The organism is Methylonatrum kenyense (assembly GCF_023195885.1).
In the GTDB taxonomy this organism is placed as follows: domain Bacteria; phylum Pseudomonadota; class Gammaproteobacteria; order Nitrococcales; family Aquisalimonadaceae; genus Methylonatrum; species Methylonatrum kenyense.
Map to the genome: position 1 here is coordinate 353,731 of NZ_JALPKO010000002.1, position 15,998 is coordinate 369,728.

The window sequence follows — 15,998 nt, forward strand, 5'->3', positions numbered from 1 at the left end:
AACCGATGAGTGATTCGATACGCAAGACGCCACCGCGACTGGCGCCCCTGCTGCACGGCGTGCTGGCCCTGATCGCGGCCAGTGTGCTGTATGTGCCGGTGCTGCGTCTGCGCGAGGCCGAGGACCTGAGCATTGCCGCAATCGGTGGCGCCTGGACCACGGTGTCGCTGGTGCTGCTGATCGGGCTGCTGGTAGCCGCGGTGCTGGTGGTCGTTGTCGACCGGGGTACCTGGTCACGCCTGCTGTTGCTGGATCTCGGGGTCATCGTCGGCCTCGTCCCCGCCGTGATCGGGCTGGTGCTGGGCTGGTCGGCCCCGGAAGGCGGTGTCGACGGCCTGGCCTGGGGCTTCTGGCTGGCCATGCTGTTGCTGGTCGCCCGGATTCCACTGACCTTGTGGATCCGCACCCATGCGGCACGCATGCCGCGGGACCGGTGATCGGAACGATCGACAGGGTTTCGCGGTCGGGAAACCGTTCCCGGTTCTTTCTGATCCCATTAACGGAGACTGCCCATGCCCCGATTTCTGATCCTGCCCGGCCTGCTGCTAGCCACCTTGCCGTTGATCCTCGCCGCGGGCGACGGTATCTCCTCGGCCGAGCTGGAGGAACAAGAGGTATTGGGTCACGTCGAGGACGTGCGGCTCATGCCGGACGATATTCCGGCGCAGGCGCGGCTCGATACCGGGGCACGGCGCAGCTCCCTGCATGCGCGGGACATCGAGACCTTCGACAAGGACGGTGAGGATTGGGTGCGGTTCCTGTTCGACGACCATGACGGCGGCAAACACGATTTCGAGCTGCCGCTGGAGGACGAAATCGAGGTGACCCAGGCCAGCGGCCAGGAAACGCGGTATGTGGTAAAGATCGGTCTCTGCGTTGCCGATCAGTACGAGGAAACCGATTTCACGCTGACCGACCGCAGCGCGCTGACCTATCCAATCCTGGTCGGCCGGACGTTCCTCTCGGAGGGGGTACTGGTCAGCTCGGAGCATGACCGGACGGTAAAACCTGGATGTTAGTTTTCAGATTTCAGTGTTCAGTTTTCAGACGTCGAAGATCTGCAACGCATGGCCGTTAGCCGAATGTTTGTCTGAACACTGAAACCTGAACCACTGAACACTCGCTCATCATAGATGAGCGTTAATCACCGGCTCTAACTCCTCCCGCGTGATCTCGCGGGCGAAGCGATGCACGATATGGCCGTCCTGGTCGATGATGACGGTGTACGGCAACGTGCCGCTCTGGTTGCCGTAGGTCTCGAGGATTTCGGAAACGGCCTGTACGCCGATCAGGCTGGGGTAATTGACCTCGAACTCGGCATAGAAATCGCGGGCATCGTCCTCGCGGTCCATGGCAACGCCGAGGAAGCGCACGCCCCGTTCCTCGTACTCGTCCTGCAGTTCCATGAACATCGGAATCTCGTGCACGCAGGGCGGGCACCAGCTGCCCCAGAAGTTCAGCACCACCAGGTAGCCATCCCACTCGCTGATCGAGCGTTCCTCGCCGTCAAGATCAGGCAGCACAAACTCGGGCCGTGTCTCCGGGCCGCGCTCCTGCCAGGCCGTCCAGGCAAGGAAACCGCCAGCGCCGGCGGCGGCACCGAGCACAATAACGAGTAAAAGGGTGATCAGTTTCGGCATATTATTCCCGCGCCGCCTCCACAACCTGCACGAACTCATCCGGCGGCATGAAGCCGACGACCCGCTTGTCTTCGCGTTCCTGGCCGTCGCTGCCGTAGAAGATCACGGCGGGCGGCAGGAACACGTTAAGGTGTTCCAGCAGGGCCCGGTGGGAGCTGTTCATGCCGGTGACATCCACCTTCACCAGCTTGGTGTCCTCCAGCGCATCGCGGACCGTCTGATCGGCGAAGGTGTTCCGTTCCAGTTGCACGCAATAGACGCACCAGTCCGCGTACACATCCACCATCACCGCACGATCATCGGCATTGGCAGACGCGATGACCTGCTCCAGTTCCTCGACGTTCTCGACCACGCGCCACGGCAGCGGCTCGCGATCGTCGACCGCCAGCGGTGTCCAGAAGCTGTGGCCACCGATGGCGGCACCGGTGATCAGCACTGCACCCCAGACGCCGGCCGCCGTTCCGGCCAGGCCGCGAGCGATGCCGGCGCCACCACCGACCTGGCGCCGGAACACGGCACTAAGCAGCCAGCCGGCAACGCCGAACAGGAGCATGGCCCAGAGTGCCAGTGCCACCTGGTCGGGCAGCAGGCGACCAAGCATCCAGATGGCGACACCGATGAAGATCACGCCGAACACCCGGCGGACGGTGATCATCCACGGGCCGGAGCGGGGTAGCCAGCGGCCTGCCGCGGTGCCGATCAGCAGCAGCGGCAGACCCATGCCGTTACCCATCGCGAACAGTGCCAGACCGCCGAGCACCGCATCGCCGGTGTTGCTGATGAAGGCCAGCGCGGCGATCAGGGCGGGGCCGGAGCAGGCGCCGACGATCAATGCCGACAACACGCCCATGATGCCGGCGCCAATGAAGGTGCCACCGCGTTGCCGGCGGGACAGCGCGCCCAGCCGGTTCTGGATGGCCGTTGGCATCTGCAGATTGAAGACGCCGAACATGGCCAGCGCCAGGAACACGAACAGGGCCGAAAAGACCCCCAGCACCCAGGGACCCTGCAGGTCGGCCTGGATCGCCGAGCCGGTCATGCCGGCCGCGGTTCCGGCCAGTGCATAGGTGACGGCGGTGGCCTGGATGAACACCAGCGACAGCAGGAATGCGCGGCCGCTTGATCGTTTGGCGTCGCCGGCGATGATGCCGGACAGGATAGGGATCAGCGGGTACATGCAGGCGGTGAAGGCCAGCAGCAGGCCGGCCATGAAGAAGCCGCCGAGGATCAGCGGCAGGCTGCCGCCACCGAGCAGGCCCTGCAGATCCCCTCCAGGCAATCCGGCGATGCCGCCATTGGCGCCGCCACCCGGACCGCCGCCAGCGGTGAAGCCGGTACTCTGGGAGCCCGCCGCCATATCGAAGCTGTTCTGCATCGGCGGATAACACACGCCGTTGTCGGCACAACCCTGATAATCCACGTGCAGCACGACGCGATCGCCGTCCACCGGCCCGTCGAGCTGGATGTAGACCTCCAGGGTGCCGTAGTAGACCTCCATCATCCCGAAGTTGGGATCGTCCTTCTTGATGCCGTCCGGCATTTCGTAGCCGGCAATCTCGGCGCCGTCGACGGCGAAATCGAGCCTGTCGCGGTACAGGTAGTAGCCGTCGGCGGTGCGCCAGCGGGCAATGATGATGTCGTCGCCAATCAGTTCCGCCGAGAACGGGAAGGCCTGATCCGGTGGCAGCAGGTCATCGTCGCCGCCACCACCAAACAGGGCCCGCAGTCCCGAGGACTGGCTGCTGCCTTCCTGGTACATCGGGATATCGCCACCGTTGCCGCCGTCCACCGCGGTCGCGGTGGCAGGCAGCAGCAGGCCGATGCAGAGCATCAGCAGCAACAGCGGCAGGTGATGGAAGCGCAGTGTTGGCATGTTCGGATAGACCTGCGACAGGTCGCGGCGTTCAGCCCTCGGCGGTGGTTTGATAGCCGACCCAGGCCAGGTAGTCGTTCAGCCCGGTACTGATCGGCAGCGCAATGACCTCGGGCAGTTCGTCCGGATGCAGCCGGAGCACGGTTTCCTCCAGCTTTTTCCAGCGCCCGCGGGTGGTCTTCATCACCAGCAGCCACTCCTGGTCGCGGCAGGTTTCACCCTTCCAGCGGTAGACCGAGGTCAGGCCGGGGATGATGTTCACGCAGGCGGCAAGATTTTCCTCCACCAGGGTGTCGGCGATTTCGTTGGCGGTGTCCGCATCCGGACAGGTGGAAAGGCCCACCAGGTGTTCGGCGCTCATGGGTTGACCCTCGTCGCAATCTCCGCGATGCGCGATTGTAGCAATGGATGCAGCGTTTGGGATGCCGCGCGCGAATCAATCGGTAGCGGTGGGTCAGCGCTCGTCCGGGTCCGGCGGCTGAGCCGGCCAGTCGACGATCCGCTCCTCGATGTGTTCGGGGTGCACATGCTGCTCGTTGACCACGCGGCCGCGCACCGATACGCCGGCCCGGTGCACGGTCTCCGGGTCACCGGAAACCAACGGGTGCCACCAGGCCAGATCCCGGCCCTCGGCCAGCCGCCGGTAAGCGCAGCTTGGCGGCAGCCAGTCGGCATAGCGGGCGGTGTTCAGGGTCATGTGGAGGCACTCCGGCACCCGCCCGAAGCGATTCGTGTAGTCGCCGCAGCGGCAGCTCTGCGTGTCCAGCAGGCGGCAGGCGATGTCCGTGTGCACGACCTCGGCGGTGTCCTCGTCCTCGAGTTTCTGCAGACAACAGCGGCCGCAACCGTCGCACAACGATTCCCACTGACGCTCGCTCATCTGCGCCAGCGGCACGTGTTTCCAGAAGGCCTCGTCGCTCATGGCGCGCTCAGTTCAGCACCCAGATACCAGCGTTCAGGCTGACCGCATTGCTTACCCAGAGCAAGTACGGCACCAAGAGCCAGCCGGCCAGTCGGTGTTGCCGGAAGAAGGCCACCAGCGTTGCCAGCAGCAGGACCCAGAGCAGCAGCAGGTCCAGCAGCGCCAGCCCGACCCAGTGCAGGCCGAAGAACAGCCAGGACCAGAGCCCGTTCACGATCAACTGTGCGACGAACAGACCCAGCGCGGTGCCGGCCCCCGGTTGCTCGCGGCGGCACCAGACCAGCCAGGCCGCCACCGCCATCATCGCGTAGAGCGCGGTCCACACGGGTCCGAAGAGCCAATTTGGCGGCGTCCACGGCGGCTTGTCGATGGCCGCATACCATTCGCCCGGCGTGAACCAGGCACCGAAGGCGGCTACCGCGAAGCAAATCACCAGCCAGGCCAGCAGCGCGGGCAGTCGGGCAATGGACATGCGAGGACTCCAACGTCGGGGTCGGATCAGACAGCGCCTAACTGTATACTCTGCGCCCTCCGCGGAGACAGCCCCGTCTTCGCACCCCATTCGCAGGCAGGATCAGGAACCCGATGAGCGCCCTTGCTGAACAGGTGAACCGACGCCGGACCTTCGCCATCATCTCGCACCCGGATGCCGGCAAGACCACGGTGACCGAAAAGCTGCTGCTCTACGGGGGTGCGATACAGGTCGCGGGCACCGTCAAGGGCCGCAAGGCGTCGGCCCATGCCACCTCGGACTGGATGGCCATGGAAAAGGAACGCGGCATCTCGGTGACCTCTTCGGTGATGCAGTTTCCCTACCGCGACTGCGTCGTGAATCTGCTGGATACGCCGGGTCACGCGGATTTCTCGGAGGACACCTACCGGGTGCTGACCGCGGTCGATTCCGCGCTGATGGTGATCGATGCGGCCAAGGGCGTCGAGGAGCGCACCATCAAGCTGATGGAGGTCTGCCGGCTGCGCGACACGCCGATCATGACCTTCATCAACAAGCTGGACCGCGAGGGCCGCGATCCGATGGAGGTGATGGACGAGGTGGAATCGGTGCTGGGCATCCAGTGCGCCCCCATCACCTGGCCCATCGGCATGGGCAAGCGCTTCAAGGGCGTGTACCACCTTTACAATCAGACCGTGCACCTATTCAGCCCCACCCACGGCGGCAAGGTGCAGCAGGGCGAGGTGATCGAGGGGCTGGACAACCCGCGCCTGGACGAACTGTTCGGTGGCATGGCCGAGGAATTGCGCGAGGAAATCGAGCTGATCCGCGGCGCCAGCCACGATTTCGACAGGGACGCCTATCGGCGCGGCGAGCTGACGCCGGTGTTCTTCGGCTCGGCGATCAACAACTTCGGCATCCGTGAACTGCTGGACGATTTCGTCAGCTACGCACCGCCGCCGCAGCCGCGGCCGGCGCTGGAGCGGCACGTGGAGCCGTCCGAGGACAAGCTCACCGGCTTCGTGTTCAAGATCCAGGCGAATATGGACCCGAATCACCGCGACAGGGTGGCCTTCATGCGGATCTGTTCCGGCCGCTTCCAGCGCGGCATGAAGATGCGCCATGTGCGTATCGGCAAGGACGTGAAGATTGCCAACGCCATCACCTTCATGGCCTCGGACCGCGAGGCCGCCGAGGACGCCTGGCCCGGCGACATCATCGGCCTGCACAACCACGGCACGATCCAGATCGGCGACACCTTCAGCGAGGGCGAAGCGCTCAAGTTCACCGGCATTCCTAATTTCGCGCCGGAGCTGTTCCGCCGGGTGGTGCTGAAGGACCCCCTGCGCCTGAAGGCCCTGCAGAAGGGGATCCAGCAGCTTTGCGAGGAAGGCGCCTCGCAGCTGTTCAAGCCGCTGAACAACAATGATCTGATCGTCGGTGCCGTCGGCGTCCTGCAGTTCGACGTGGTCGCCTACCGGCTAAAGGCAGAATACAACGTCGACGCGTTGTTCGAGCCGGTGACCATCAACACCGCCCGCTGGGTGGAATGCGATGACCCGAAAATGCTAGAGGACTTCAAACGCAAGGCCGGCGACAACCTGGCGCTGGATATCGGCGACAACCTCACCTACCTCGCGCCCAGCCGCGTCAACCTGGACCTAACCCGGGAACGCTGGCCGGATGTGAGGTTTGAGGCAACCCGCGAGCATTGAGCAGCGCCATGCGCCGCTCAATGCTCGCGGGCGTTTTCAGGTTTCAGTGTTCAGTTTTCAGACAAACATCCGGCAGTTGGGTACTCGTTGCAGGCCTGCAATCTACAGGCGGTGGCCGCGTGTTTGTCTGAACACTGAAACCTGAACCACTGAAAACTTTTCTTATCAGCTTCCAACCAACCGCTCAAAAATCCGAAAGCCCGCAATATACGTCCCCGCCGCCGAGCCCAGCGTTGCGAACAGGAACACCAGCAGCGTGCGTGAGACGCGGTTGGTCCACCAGCCGCGGAGTCGGGCGACGTCCTGGCGCAGGCTGGCGAAATGGGAGACGGTCGGGCGGCGCAGGTAGAGCTCCACGCCGGCGGCGACGAAGCCGGCTCCTATGGTCGGGTTGAGCGAGGTCAGTGGCGCGGCGAAGAAGGCGGCAATCACGGTGCCGGGGTGGCCCCAGGCCAGCGCGACCCCGAGTGCGGACAGGGTGCCATTGATCAGGAACCAGTCGGTGATCAGCTCCATGCCGAGCTCGAAGTTGCGGCTGAAACCGATCACGAAACCGGCTAGCACCAGGGCCACGATGATCCAGGGTATATAGCCGGTCCACTTGCTTGGCGGCGGTGTCGCCTCCAGTGACCGCCGCTCGGGTTCCGGGTCTGCCGGGAGTTCAGCCCGCAGGTGCTCGCCCAGCCCCTTCAGGTGCCCGGCACCGATGACAACCAGCACGTTGCGATAGCGGCCGGCCGGGTTTTTCTCCACCAGCCGCAGCGCCATAAAGCGATCGCGTTCGGCGATCAGCGGCCGGTAGAGGGCTTCGGACTGTGCGGCGAATTCGTTGAAGGTGGACTCCAGCACGTCGCCCTGCTTGAGTCTCTCGATCTCTTCCTCGCTCACGGTTTGCCGCGACAGCAGGCTTGCGAACAGCCCGGAGATAAGCCCCATCCGCTGCCACCAGGGCACGCTGCGATAGACGCGCTTCAGGGTCACGCCCACCTCGCGGTCGACCAGCAGCACCGGGATGCCGGCCTTCTCCGCTTCGCTGATTGCCATGCGCATCTCGGCGCCCGGCTCGATGCCGGATTGCTCCGCGACCCGCTGCTGGAAGGCGCCGAGTGCCAGGCTGGCCGCGACCATGCCGGCCTTGCCGCTGCGGATCACCTGGAACAGGTCCATGCGCGCCATTGCATCCGGGTCGACGATGCTGCGGTGCCGGGTCTGACACAGCTCGATGGCCACCGCATCGAACTCGCCGGACTGGATCAGCTCGGCAACCTCCTCGGCGCTGGCGCGCGAGACATGCGCCGTTCCCAGCAGGGTGTAACGGCATTGGCCCAGATCGACAATATCCCGTGGGCCCTGAATGGCACTGTCCGACATGAAGGCGCTCTCTGCTTCGCGAAGGCGATGATTATCCATGCCCGGGTGCCGTATTGCGAGGCGCCGGCCGCAGGTGGGAATGTCGCAGGCCGCCATGGTGGAATACGATGCAGGTTCGGCGTTTCGCCGGCGGACAGATGAGGAATCCCAATTGCTTGACCGACTGCGGGCCTGGCGCCGCCAGCGGATCATCGAGCGCCGCGCGCCGTCACAGGCGCTATGGCTGGAAGTTGTCGGCAGCCTGCCGGTGCTGCGCGGGCTGGAGCCGCCGCAGCAGCAGGCACTGCGCGATCTCTCGACGCTGTTGCTGCACAAGGTTCAGCTGGTGGAGGTGGCCGACGTCCGTCTCGGCGAGCGCGATGTCTGGTCTCTGGCGGCGCAGGCCTGTCTACCGATCCTGGAACTGGGCCTGGACTGGTACGAGGCCTGCGCGACAATCGTGGTCTATCCCGGAAACTTCGTTGCCCGTCATCGCTACCGCGATGAGGTGGGGCTGGAGCACGAGGACGTCGTGCCGTTGTCCGGCGAGGCCTGGGACAGTGGCCCGATCGTGCTGTCGCTGGACGATGTCCGCGACGCCGGAGCCGCGGACGGGTTCAATGTTGTGATCCACGAGTTCGCGCACAAGCTGGACATGCTGAACGGCGATGCCAATGGCCATCCGCCCCTGCACGGCAACATGCGCCTGGCGGACTGGACCAGTGCCTTTACCGATGCCTACGCGGATTTCACCGCCCGTGTCCTCGCCGGGGAACATCCGGACGGCCTGGACACCTACGCGGCCGAGAGTCCGGCGGAATTCTTCTCCGTGGCCAGCGAGAGCTTTTTCGAGATACCGGGCCGGCTGCGCCGGCTGTATCCCGAGGTCTACCGCCAGTTGGCCCTGTTCTACCGGCAGCGCCCCGACGAGCGCCTGGGCTGAGCCGGTTCAGTCGTCATCGTCGCCGCAGTTCGGCTCGGCGGTGTACTTGCTGCCCGAGTCAACCAGGATGTGGTCCTTCATGAAACTGCGGCCGATCAGCATCTGGTAGCTGAGCCCGCTGCGATCCGCCAGGTTGACCTCCACCTCCCGCACGGTATTGCCGAGGCAGATCTCCATTTTCACGACGGGCCGCTCGCTGGTGCCGCTGGCGCTGCGGATTCGTGCTGTCCGATGCAGCGGTTTCTCGAAGGTGGCTTCCTCGTCTTCGCCGTTACCGACCGTGAAGCGCACCCAGGTGTCGCCATCCTTCTCGAACTCCTCCACCTCCGGTGCGTTCAGCGAGGAGTTGTCGGCACCCGTGTCGAGCTTGGCGTCGACGGCGAATCCTCCGGCCTGCAACTGCACTGTCTCGATCCAGCCCAGGATGTCCATCTGGCGTTCGGTGGACTGGCTCGGGCCGGCGATCAGCATGAGGCAGGCGGTCAACACCGACAGCGTCAACGGTTTGCGGAGGGGGTGAAAAAGCATAGGGCGGACTCCCGGAAATGTGACGTGTCCCGCATTTGTGGACCGGACTATACGCTACTACCAATTATCGGTTTGAATCGCCCATGCAAACATGTCTCAATACGGAGACAGCTTGCGCGCGTGCATTCCATTCGTGCAAGCCAGGGGACGGCTGCAAACGCGGCCAGCAGGGTGGGCGAAACAAGAACAGACCGGCCATGCCGGTTTTTTTCACAAGGGGTGTGAAAATGTTTAAAACGGCGAGAACAAGCCGTCGGGTGGGATTGGCGTCCGGCGCTCTCATGGGGCTCATGCTCTCCTCTTCCCTGCATGCTGCGAGCAACGCCACCGAGGCGGCGCAGCGTGCCATCGACAACAACCCGCAGGTGCAGGCGCTTTACCACGCCTTCGCTGCCTCCGGCGACGAGAGGCGCGAGGCCTGGGGCGGTTATCTGCCGTCCATCGATCTCAATCTGCGCGGTGGCCGGGAGTACCGCGAGCGCGATAATCGCGGCAGTTTCACCACCGGCACCGCCGAGATCCAGTTGACCCAGATGCTGTACGACGGCTTCTTCACCCGCAGCGAAGTGGAGCGGCTGGACAAGGCGCGTCTGGTTCGCTACTACGAGTTGCTCGACGGCGCCTCCGATGTCGCGCTCGAGGCCATGCGGGCCTACGAAGACGTGGTGCGTCAGCAGACTCTGGTGGAATTGGCGCGCGACAACTACGCCCGCCATCGCGAGGTGTTCGACCAGATCGAGGAGCGGACCCGCACCGGTGTGGGCCGCGGTGTGGACCTGGAGCAGATCAGTGGTCGTCTGGCCCTGGCCGAATCCAACCTCTTGACCGAGGCCTCCAACCTGCATGACGTCACGGCCCGCTACCAGCGGATTGTCGGCGAGTTGCCACAGGATAATCTGGAGCGCACCGAACTGGACGGCAGCTCGATCCCCGAAGATGTGCGTGACGTGCTGACCATGGCCTACGAGGGCAACCCGGGCTTCCATGCCGCGATCGAGAACATCTCCTCGGCCCAGGCCAATGTCAGCACCCAGCGTTCCGCGTTTCATCCGCGTCTGGACCTGCAGGCGCGGCAGTCCACCAACCGCAACGCCGAGCCGTTCCTCGGCACCGGTGACCGCGACATCACCGGAGATCGAGGCGTGGTGGAGCTGGTGCTCTCCTTCAACCTGTTCCGCGGCGGTTCGGATCGCGCAGCGGTAAGTCGTGCCACCAATGAATTGTTCGAAGCCATGGACCTGCGTGACCAGGCTTGTATCGACCTGCGGCAGGATGCCCAGGTGGCCTTCAACGATCGCCGCAGACTGGCACAGCAGAAGGATGCGTTGAACCAGCATCGCCTGTCGGTGGAAAAGGTGCGCGTGGCGTTCAAGGAACAGTTCGATATCGGTCAGCGCACGCTGCTTGACGTGCTCGACACCGAGAACGAGTTCTTCCAGGCCAGCCGTGCCTACGTCAATGCGATCCACGACCAGACCATCGCCGAGGGGCGGGTGCTGGATGCCATGGGCCGGCTGTTGCCGGCACTCGACCTGAGCCAGGATCCGGCATTGCTGCCGGGACTGGAGCAGGTGGGCGCCGATCCGGTTGTGCCCGATGGCGACAGTGTCTGCCCGCCGGACGAGGTGGGTTACATGGATCTGGACCAGCTCACCGCTGACCTGGAGCAGATGCGGGAGCGCGAACCGGATGTGGTGCTCGCCTCGGATACACTGTTCCAGATCAACAGTGCCGAGCTGATGGACCAGTTCCAGGAAGACCTGGATCGGCTGGCCGATCAGTTGCAGCGCATGGGCAACCTTGAGCGGGTGTTGATTGTCGGACATGCCGACAGCACCGGTACCGACGCGATCAATGATCCGCTGTCGGAGGCCCGCGCGCAGAGTGTGAAGGATTTCCTTGTCGAGCGCGGCGTTCCGGCGGATCGTATCCACACCGAAGGGCGTGGTTCGAGAGATCCGGTTGCCAGCAACGACAACCCTCGCGGTCGGTCCCAGAATCGACGGGTGGAGATCACCATCGACGGCGAGTGAACGGCCGGCACTGTAACGTTGCCGCCTGCACGTTGCGGGCGGTGCCACTGGTTGAAGGGCGCCTGACTGGCCGTATGGCCAGTCAGGCGTCTGTCCGGACGGCTCACCGCACATGCAGTGGCTGTTCCGCGCAGCGAGCGGAAGGCAGGACGTGGTAGAACCCCATTTCGCACGGGCCGAGGAATTTTACGAAGGTGACGGCCTGCTGGCCTGTCTGCTTGCCGTGGCGCACAGCCACGGCCGGAGCGTCACCGGCGAGGCCCTGGTCCACGGCCTGCCGCTGGAAAACGGTCAGCTCACCCCCACCACATTTCATCGCGCCGCCTCACGGGCGGGGCTGTCCTCGCGTGTCGTTCGCGAGCGGCTGCGCAAGCTGAACCCGATCCTGTTGCCGGCGATCCTGCTGCTGGAGGACGATCAGGCGTGCATCCTCTGGGAGGTCGACTGGAGTGCGGGCCAGGCCCGGGTCTCGTTCCCGGAACTTGACGATGCCGCCGTGGACATGCCGCTGAACGAGTTGACGGCGCGCTATACCGGCAAGGCAATCCTGGCGCGGCCGAATTTCCGCTTCGACGCGCGGACGCCGGAAGTTCGCAAGAACCTGCGCGAGAAGCACTGGTTCTGGGGCGTTATCGCCGAGAATCGTCGTCTCTACCGCGACGTGCTGCTGGCGGCGGTCATGATCAACCTGTTCGCAGTGGCCATGCCGCTGTTCGTCATGAACGTCTATGACCGGGTTGTACCCAATCAGGCCACCGAGACGCTGTGGGTACTCGCCGCCGGGGTCTTCCTGGTGCTGACCGCCGATCTGATCCTGCGCGTGATGCGTGCCTCGTTTGTCGATCTGGCGGCCAGCAGGGCGGATGTGAAGCTCTCTTCCTCATTGATGGAGCGCGTTCTGGGGATGCGCATGGAGGCACGGCCACAGTCCACCGGCTCGTTCGCCGCGATGATGCAGTCCTTCGAGTCGGTGCGTTCGTTCATCGGTTCGGCCACCGTGGTGTCGCTGGTGGACCTGCCGTTCGTGCTGCTGTTCGTCGGCATCATCGCGATCATCGGCTGGCCGTTGATCATCCCGATCCTGATCGGCGGTACCGTGGTGCTGCTCTACGGGCTGGCGATCCAGAGCAAGATGCACAGCCTGTCGGAAAAGGCCTGGCGAGCCGGGGCGCAACGCAACGCGACCCTGGTGGAGAGCCTGAACGGTCTGGAGACCATCAAGACCCTGGGCGCCGAGTCGCGCACCCAGTTGATCTGGGAGCGGACCACCGCCTATCTGGCGCGCACGGCGGCAAGCCTGCGCTTGCTGTCCGCCTCGGTCAGCAACGGCGCCACCTGGGCGCAGCATACCGTGGGGGTCTCGGTGATCATCATCGGCGTCTACCTGATCATGGCCGGCGAGCTCAGCCAGGGTGGCCTGATCGCCGCCTACCTGCTGTCGTCCCGGGCGATGGCGCCGATCTCGCAGACCGCGGCGCTGCTGACCCAGTACCATCAGGCCTCGACGGCACTGGAGTCGCTGGATCAGATCATGCAGGTGCCGGTGGAGCGGCCCGAGGGCCGCCATCCGATCAGTCGCGACACCTTCCAGGGTGATATCGCTTTCCGTGGCGTCAACTTCCGTTATCCGAACGAGGAATCGGATGCCCTGCGCGACGTCTCGTTCCGCATCAAGGCGGGCGAGCATGTCGCCGTGCTAGGCCGCACCGGCTCCGGCAAGACCACGCTGCAGAAGCTGGTGCTGGGGCTGTACCAGCCCAGCAGCGGCACGATCACCATTGATGGTGTGGATCTGCGCCAGCTCGACACAGCCGAATTGCGGCGCAGTGTCGGCTATGTGTCGCAGGACATCATGCTGTTCCACGGAACCCTGCGCGAGAATATCGCCGCCGGGGCGGTCCGTGCCGAGGATGCGGACATCATCCGAGCCGCCGAGGCCGCCGGCCTGGCGCGTTTCGTCAACAGTCACCCAATGGGGTTCGACATGCCGGTGGGCGAGCGCGGCCAGCAGCTCTCCGGCGGCCAGCGCCAGGCGGTGGCGCTGGCCCGGGCGTTGCTGCACGAGCCGCCGATGCTGCTGCTGGATGAACCCACCGGCGCCATGGACAACGCCACCGAGGAAGAAATCAAGACGCGACTCGGTCAAATCTCTGAGGGCCGGACACTGGTGGTCGTGACACACAGGACGTCACTGCTGGCGCTGGTGGACCGGATTATCGTTGTGGACTCCGGCCGCATCGTGGCCGACGGGCCGAAGGACCAGGTCGTCGAGGCATTGCGGCAGGGCCGGATTGGCAGCGCGCGATCATGAGCAGCAAGAAGTCGGCTACCGCCGAGCAGAAAGGGTTCGATTTCGTCGGCAAGGTCAGCGAGAAGGGCGCGAAGCCCGGCCGTTCACTGGTGGACAGGTTGTTTTCACGCTGGGTGAGTTCCGCCGACCGGCTGCCGGCGGACTGGGAGGCCGACGCCGACTGGGCGCGGATCCAGCAGGAGCCGCTGCGCGCGCGCAAGCTGCTGTTCGGCGTCTTTTTGACCCTGATCGCGCTGGTGATCTGGTCCGCCTACGCGGAAGTGGACGAGGTCACCCGTGGCGACGGCCGCGTGATTCCCTCGCAGCAGTTGCAGGTGGTGCAGTCGCTGGACGGCGGCGTCATCGAAGAGGTGAACGTACGCGAAGGGGACATGGTCGAGGCCGGCGATGTGCTGATGCGCATCGAGGCTACCCGGTTCGTTTCCACCTTCCGCGAAAGCCGTGCGCAGTACCTGTCCACCCTGGCCCGGGTGCATCGCCTGCGGGCGCTGACCGAGGGCGAGGAGTTCGTGGTGCCCGACGAGGTTGCGGAGGAGTCGCCGGAGATTGCGCAACGCGAGGAGCGGCTCTACCGCACGCGGATCGAGGAACTGGAGGAACAGTTGGAGATTGCCCGATCCCAGTTGCAGCAGCGGCAGGAGGAATTGAGCGAGGCGCGGGCCAGGGAACGGCAGGCCTCACGTGCACATGATCTGGCCTCGCGCGAGCTGGAGATGACCCGGCCGATGCTGCGTTCCGGTGCGGTGTCCGAGGTGGACATTTTGCGCCTGGAGCGGGAAGTGTCCAATGCCTCCGGTGAGCGGGAACAGGCCCGGTCCCAGATCCAGCGTTTGCAGTCGGCCATCAGCGAGGCGGAAACCAAGATCCGCGAGGTCGAGGTCAGCAAGCGCAACGAATGGCGCGAGAGCCTGAACGAGGCGCTGGGTGACCTTGCCAGCCTGTCCGAAGGTGGCCTGGGACTTGCCGACCGGGTGCGGCTGGCCGAGATCCGCGCACCGGTGCGCGGCACCGTGCAGCGCGTACACCACAACACCATCGGCGGCGTGGTGCAGCCCGGCGGCGAGGTAGTGGAAATCGTACCAATGGATGACCAGTTGCTGGTGGAGGCACGCATCCCGCCCAAGGATATCGCCTTCCTGCGCCCGGGTCAGGAGGCGACCGTGAAGTTCAGCGCCTACGACTTCACGATCTTTGGCGGCATGACCGGTACGCTGGAGCACATTAGCGCCGACACGATTACCGACGAGAACGACAACACCTATTATCTGGTGCGGGTGCGCACCGAGCAGGCGGATTTCGGCGAGGATCGCGCGATCATTCCAGGGATGACGACTCAGGTCGATATACTCACTGGCAAGAACACGATCCTGCAGTACCTGCTGAAGCCGGTCCTGCGGGCCACCTCCAACGCGCTGAGCGAGCGATGAGCAGACAGGTCTTCATTGGCCATCGACCGGATTCCATGGCGGCACGCTGGCGTGCGGCCTTTCCCGACCTTGTGCTCGCCGAAAGGGCCGATTCGCTCGATGACCTGTCCGACGCGGACAGCGTCTGGATCGTCACCGACCTGCCCGACTGGAAGGCGCAGATCGAGACTGCCTCCGCCACCGGCGCCACTGTGGTGGGCCTGAGCCTGAACCCGAATCAGGAAGAGGGCCTGCAGGCACTGGAGGCCGGTGCCCGCGGCTACCTGCATGCCCTGGCCACCGCGGAGGTGCTGCAACAGGTGGTCACCGCCGTGCGCAGCGGCGGTCTCTGGGTCGGTCCGGAACTGCTGCGGCTGGTGGTGCGCACGGTGTCCGCGCGTCTTTCTGATGGCCGACCACCGAATTCCTCATTGCTGGATTCGCTCACCCCTCGAGAACGCCAGGTGGCTATGGCCGTCGTCACCGGAGCCAGCAACAAGGAGGTTGCGCGCTCGCTCGACATCACCGAACGCACGGTCAAGGCGCACCTGGGCGTTGTGTTCGAGAAACTCGGGGTCCGCGACCGCCTGCAACTGGCCCTTCGACTCGGCAACACGCAGACCGAGGTCGAGACCACGCAGTAGCGAATCCCCTCGCCGGAGTGCCAAGCTCCGGTTCCACTGACGCGTTTCCCCTCCACCTGTCCATCGGTCCAATAGGCACTGCTTGCCTCCTTTCCTAGGGTGTTGCCTATCAGCACCAGTTTGTTGATCCGGACAGCACATACGCGCGGCCTGATGCCGGCGGAACCGAGAACAAGAGGAAT

The 15,998-nt window shown here is 64.7% G+C and carries 15 protein-coding genes; 8 read left to right on the plus strand and 7 right to left on the minus strand.

All coding sequences use genetic code 11. The features are described 5' to 3' along the window. Nucleotides 1–5 precede the first annotated feature (5 nt). Together M0534_RS03765 and M0534_RS03770 are read left to right on the plus strand one after the other, a co-directional pair. Nucleotides 6–437: a hypothetical protein gene (locus M0534_RS03765; RefSeq protein ID WP_248567077.1), complete on the plus strand. Its 432-nt coding sequence runs from the start codon at nucleotides 6–8 to the stop codon at nucleotides 435–437. A 75-nt stretch (nucleotides 438–512) separates the two neighbouring features. Next, nucleotides 513–1,019 (plus strand): ATP-dependent zinc protease family protein, encoded by a 507-nt coding sequence (locus M0534_RS03770; RefSeq protein ID WP_248567078.1) that lies wholly within the window; start codon nucleotides 513–515, stop codon nucleotides 1,017–1,019. Between the two features lie 108 nt (nucleotides 1,020–1,127). Here M0534_RS03770 and M0534_RS03775 read toward each other — a convergent pair whose 3' ends face one another. The 5 genes from M0534_RS03775 to M0534_RS03795 all read right to left on the minus strand — a co-directional run bounded on the left by M0534_RS03775 (nucleotide 1,128) and on the right by M0534_RS03795 (nucleotide 4,907). Then, nucleotides 1,128–1,640 carry a TlpA family protein disulfide reductase gene (locus M0534_RS03775; RefSeq protein WP_248567079.1) on the minus strand — a complete coding sequence of 171 codons (513 nt, stop codon included), beginning with the start codon at nucleotides 1,638–1,640 and terminating at the stop codon, nucleotides 1,128–1,130. 1 nt (nucleotide 1,641) lies between these two features. Further along, nucleotides 1,642–3,513, minus strand: a complete 1,872-nt coding sequence (gene dsbD, locus M0534_RS03780) for a protein-disulfide reductase DsbD (protein ID WP_248567080.1) — start codon at nucleotides 3,511–3,513, stop codon at nucleotides 1,642–1,644. A gap of 31 nt (nucleotides 3,514–3,544) precedes the next feature. Continuing rightward, nucleotides 3,545–3,874, minus strand: a complete 330-nt coding sequence (cutA, locus tag M0534_RS03785) for a divalent-cation tolerance protein CutA (RefSeq protein ID WP_248567081.1) — start codon at nucleotides 3,872–3,874, stop codon at nucleotides 3,545–3,547. A 93-nt stretch (nucleotides 3,875–3,967) separates the two neighbouring features. Then, nucleotides 3,968–4,435 carry a YcgN family cysteine cluster protein gene (locus tag M0534_RS03790; RefSeq protein ID WP_248567082.1) on the minus strand — a complete coding sequence of 156 codons (468 nt, stop codon included), beginning with the start codon at nucleotides 4,433–4,435 and terminating at the stop codon, nucleotides 3,968–3,970. 7 nt (nucleotides 4,436–4,442) lie between these two features. After that, complete coding sequence (locus M0534_RS03795; protein WP_248567083.1) at nucleotides 4,443–4,907, minus strand: TspO/MBR family protein; 465 nt, start codon at nucleotides 4,905–4,907, stop codon at nucleotides 4,443–4,445. 113 nt (nucleotides 4,908–5,020) lie between these two features. Between M0534_RS03795 and M0534_RS03800 the strand changes: the two genes are divergently transcribed. Next, a complete protein-coding gene (locus M0534_RS03800; protein WP_248567084.1) occupies nucleotides 5,021–6,601 on the plus strand; it encodes a peptide chain release factor 3 in 1,581 nt (526 codons plus the stop codon). A gap of 165 nt (nucleotides 6,602–6,766) precedes the next feature. On the opposite strand, the gene M0534_RS03805 is transcribed toward M0534_RS03800, so the two are convergent. Next, nucleotides 6,767–8,011 carry a TraB/GumN family protein gene (locus tag M0534_RS03805; RefSeq protein WP_428348256.1) on the minus strand — a complete coding sequence of 415 codons (1,245 nt, stop codon included), beginning with the start codon at nucleotides 8,009–8,011 and terminating at the stop codon, nucleotides 6,767–6,769. 40 nt (nucleotides 8,012–8,051) lie between these two features. Here M0534_RS03805 and M0534_RS03810 point away from each other — a divergent pair, with 40 nt between their 5' ends. After that, on the plus strand, nucleotides 8,052–8,894 hold the full coding sequence (locus M0534_RS03810) for a M90 family metallopeptidase (protein WP_248567085.1): 843 nt from the start codon (nucleotides 8,052–8,054) through the stop codon (nucleotides 8,892–8,894). A 6-nt stretch (nucleotides 8,895–8,900) separates the two neighbouring features. On the opposite strand, the gene M0534_RS03815 is transcribed toward M0534_RS03810, so the two are convergent. Next, complete coding sequence (locus M0534_RS03815) at nucleotides 8,901–9,422, minus strand: ATP-dependent zinc protease family protein (protein WP_428348258.1); 522 nt, start codon at nucleotides 9,420–9,422, stop codon at nucleotides 8,901–8,903. 281 nt (nucleotides 9,423–9,703) lie between these two features. On the opposite strand from M0534_RS03815, the gene M0534_RS03820 reads away from it, so the two are divergent. The 4 genes from M0534_RS03820 to M0534_RS03835 all read left to right on the plus strand — a co-directional run bounded on the left by M0534_RS03820 (nucleotide 9,704) and on the right by M0534_RS03835 (nucleotide 15,816). Beyond that, a complete protein-coding gene (locus M0534_RS03820) occupies nucleotides 9,704–11,455 on the plus strand; it encodes a TolC family outer membrane protein (RefSeq protein WP_248567086.1) in 1,752 nt (583 codons plus the stop codon). 112 nt (nucleotides 11,456–11,567) lie between these two features. Continuing rightward, complete coding sequence (locus M0534_RS03825; protein ID WP_428348260.1) at nucleotides 11,568–13,766, plus strand: type I secretion system permease/ATPase; 2,199 nt, start codon at nucleotides 11,568–11,570, stop codon at nucleotides 13,764–13,766. Next, nucleotides 13,763–15,193 carry an HlyD family type I secretion periplasmic adaptor subunit gene (locus M0534_RS03830; protein WP_248567088.1) on the plus strand — a complete coding sequence of 477 codons (1,431 nt, stop codon included), beginning with the start codon at nucleotides 13,763–13,765 and terminating at the stop codon, nucleotides 15,191–15,193. Before M0534_RS03825 ends, M0534_RS03830 begins: the two co-directional genes overlap by 4 nt. Next, nucleotides 15,190–15,816: a response regulator transcription factor gene (locus tag M0534_RS03835; protein ID WP_248567089.1), complete on the plus strand. Its 627-nt coding sequence runs from the start codon at nucleotides 15,190–15,192 to the stop codon at nucleotides 15,814–15,816. Before M0534_RS03830 ends, M0534_RS03835 begins: the two co-directional genes overlap by 4 nt. Nucleotides 15,817–15,998 lie beyond the last annotated feature (182 nt).

What these genes read in the sequence shown, in the direction of transcription:
- M0534_RS03765 (WP_248567077.1), top strand. Translation starts at nt 6, where the DNA reads ATGAGTGATTCGATACGCAAGACGCCACCGCGACTGGCGCCCCTGCTG.
- M0534_RS03770 (WP_248567078.1), top strand. Translation starts at nt 513, where the DNA reads ATGCCCCGATTTCTGATCCTGCCCGGCCTGCTGCTAGCCACCTTGCCG.
- M0534_RS03775 (WP_248567079.1), bottom strand. Translation starts at nt 1,640, where the DNA reads ATGCCGAAACTGATCACCCTTTTACTCGTTATTGTGCTCGGTGCCGCC.
- dsbD (WP_248567080.1), bottom strand. Translation starts at nt 3,513, where the DNA reads ATGCCAACACTGCGCTTCCATCACCTGCCGCTGTTGCTGCTGATGCTC.
- cutA (WP_248567081.1), bottom strand. Translation starts at nt 3,874, where the DNA reads ATGAGCGCCGAACACCTGGTGGGCCTTTCCACCTGTCCGGATGCGGAC.
- M0534_RS03790 (WP_248567082.1), bottom strand. Translation starts at nt 4,435, where the DNA reads ATGAGCGACGAGGCCTTCTGGAAACACGTGCCGCTGGCGCAGATGAGC.
- M0534_RS03795 (WP_248567083.1), bottom strand. Translation starts at nt 4,907, where the DNA reads ATGTCCATTGCCCGACTGCCCGCGCTGCTGGCCTGGCTGGTGATTTGC.
- M0534_RS03800 (WP_248567084.1), top strand. Translation starts at nt 5,021, where the DNA reads ATGAGCGCCCTTGCTGAACAGGTGAACCGACGCCGGACCTTCGCCATC.
- M0534_RS03805 (WP_428348256.1), bottom strand. Translation starts at nt 8,011, where the DNA reads ATGGATAATCATCGCCTTCGCGAAGCAGAGAGCGCCTTCATGTCGGAC.
- M0534_RS03810 (WP_248567085.1), top strand. Translation starts at nt 8,052, where the DNA reads ATGTCGCAGGCCGCCATGGTGGAATACGATGCAGGTTCGGCGTTTCGC.
- M0534_RS03815 (WP_428348258.1), bottom strand. Translation starts at nt 9,422, where the DNA reads ATGCTTTTTCACCCCCTCCGCAAACCGTTGACGCTGTCGGTGTTGACC.
- M0534_RS03820 (WP_248567086.1), top strand. Translation starts at nt 9,704, where the DNA reads ATGGGGCTCATGCTCTCCTCTTCCCTGCATGCTGCGAGCAACGCCACC.
- M0534_RS03825 (WP_428348260.1), top strand. Translation starts at nt 11,568, where the DNA reads ATGCAGTGGCTGTTCCGCGCAGCGAGCGGAAGGCAGGACGTGGTAGAA.
- M0534_RS03830 (WP_248567088.1), top strand. Translation starts at nt 13,763, where the DNA reads ATGAGCAGCAAGAAGTCGGCTACCGCCGAGCAGAAAGGGTTCGATTTC.
- M0534_RS03835 (WP_248567089.1), top strand. Translation starts at nt 15,190, where the DNA reads ATGAGCAGACAGGTCTTCATTGGCCATCGACCGGATTCCATGGCGGCA.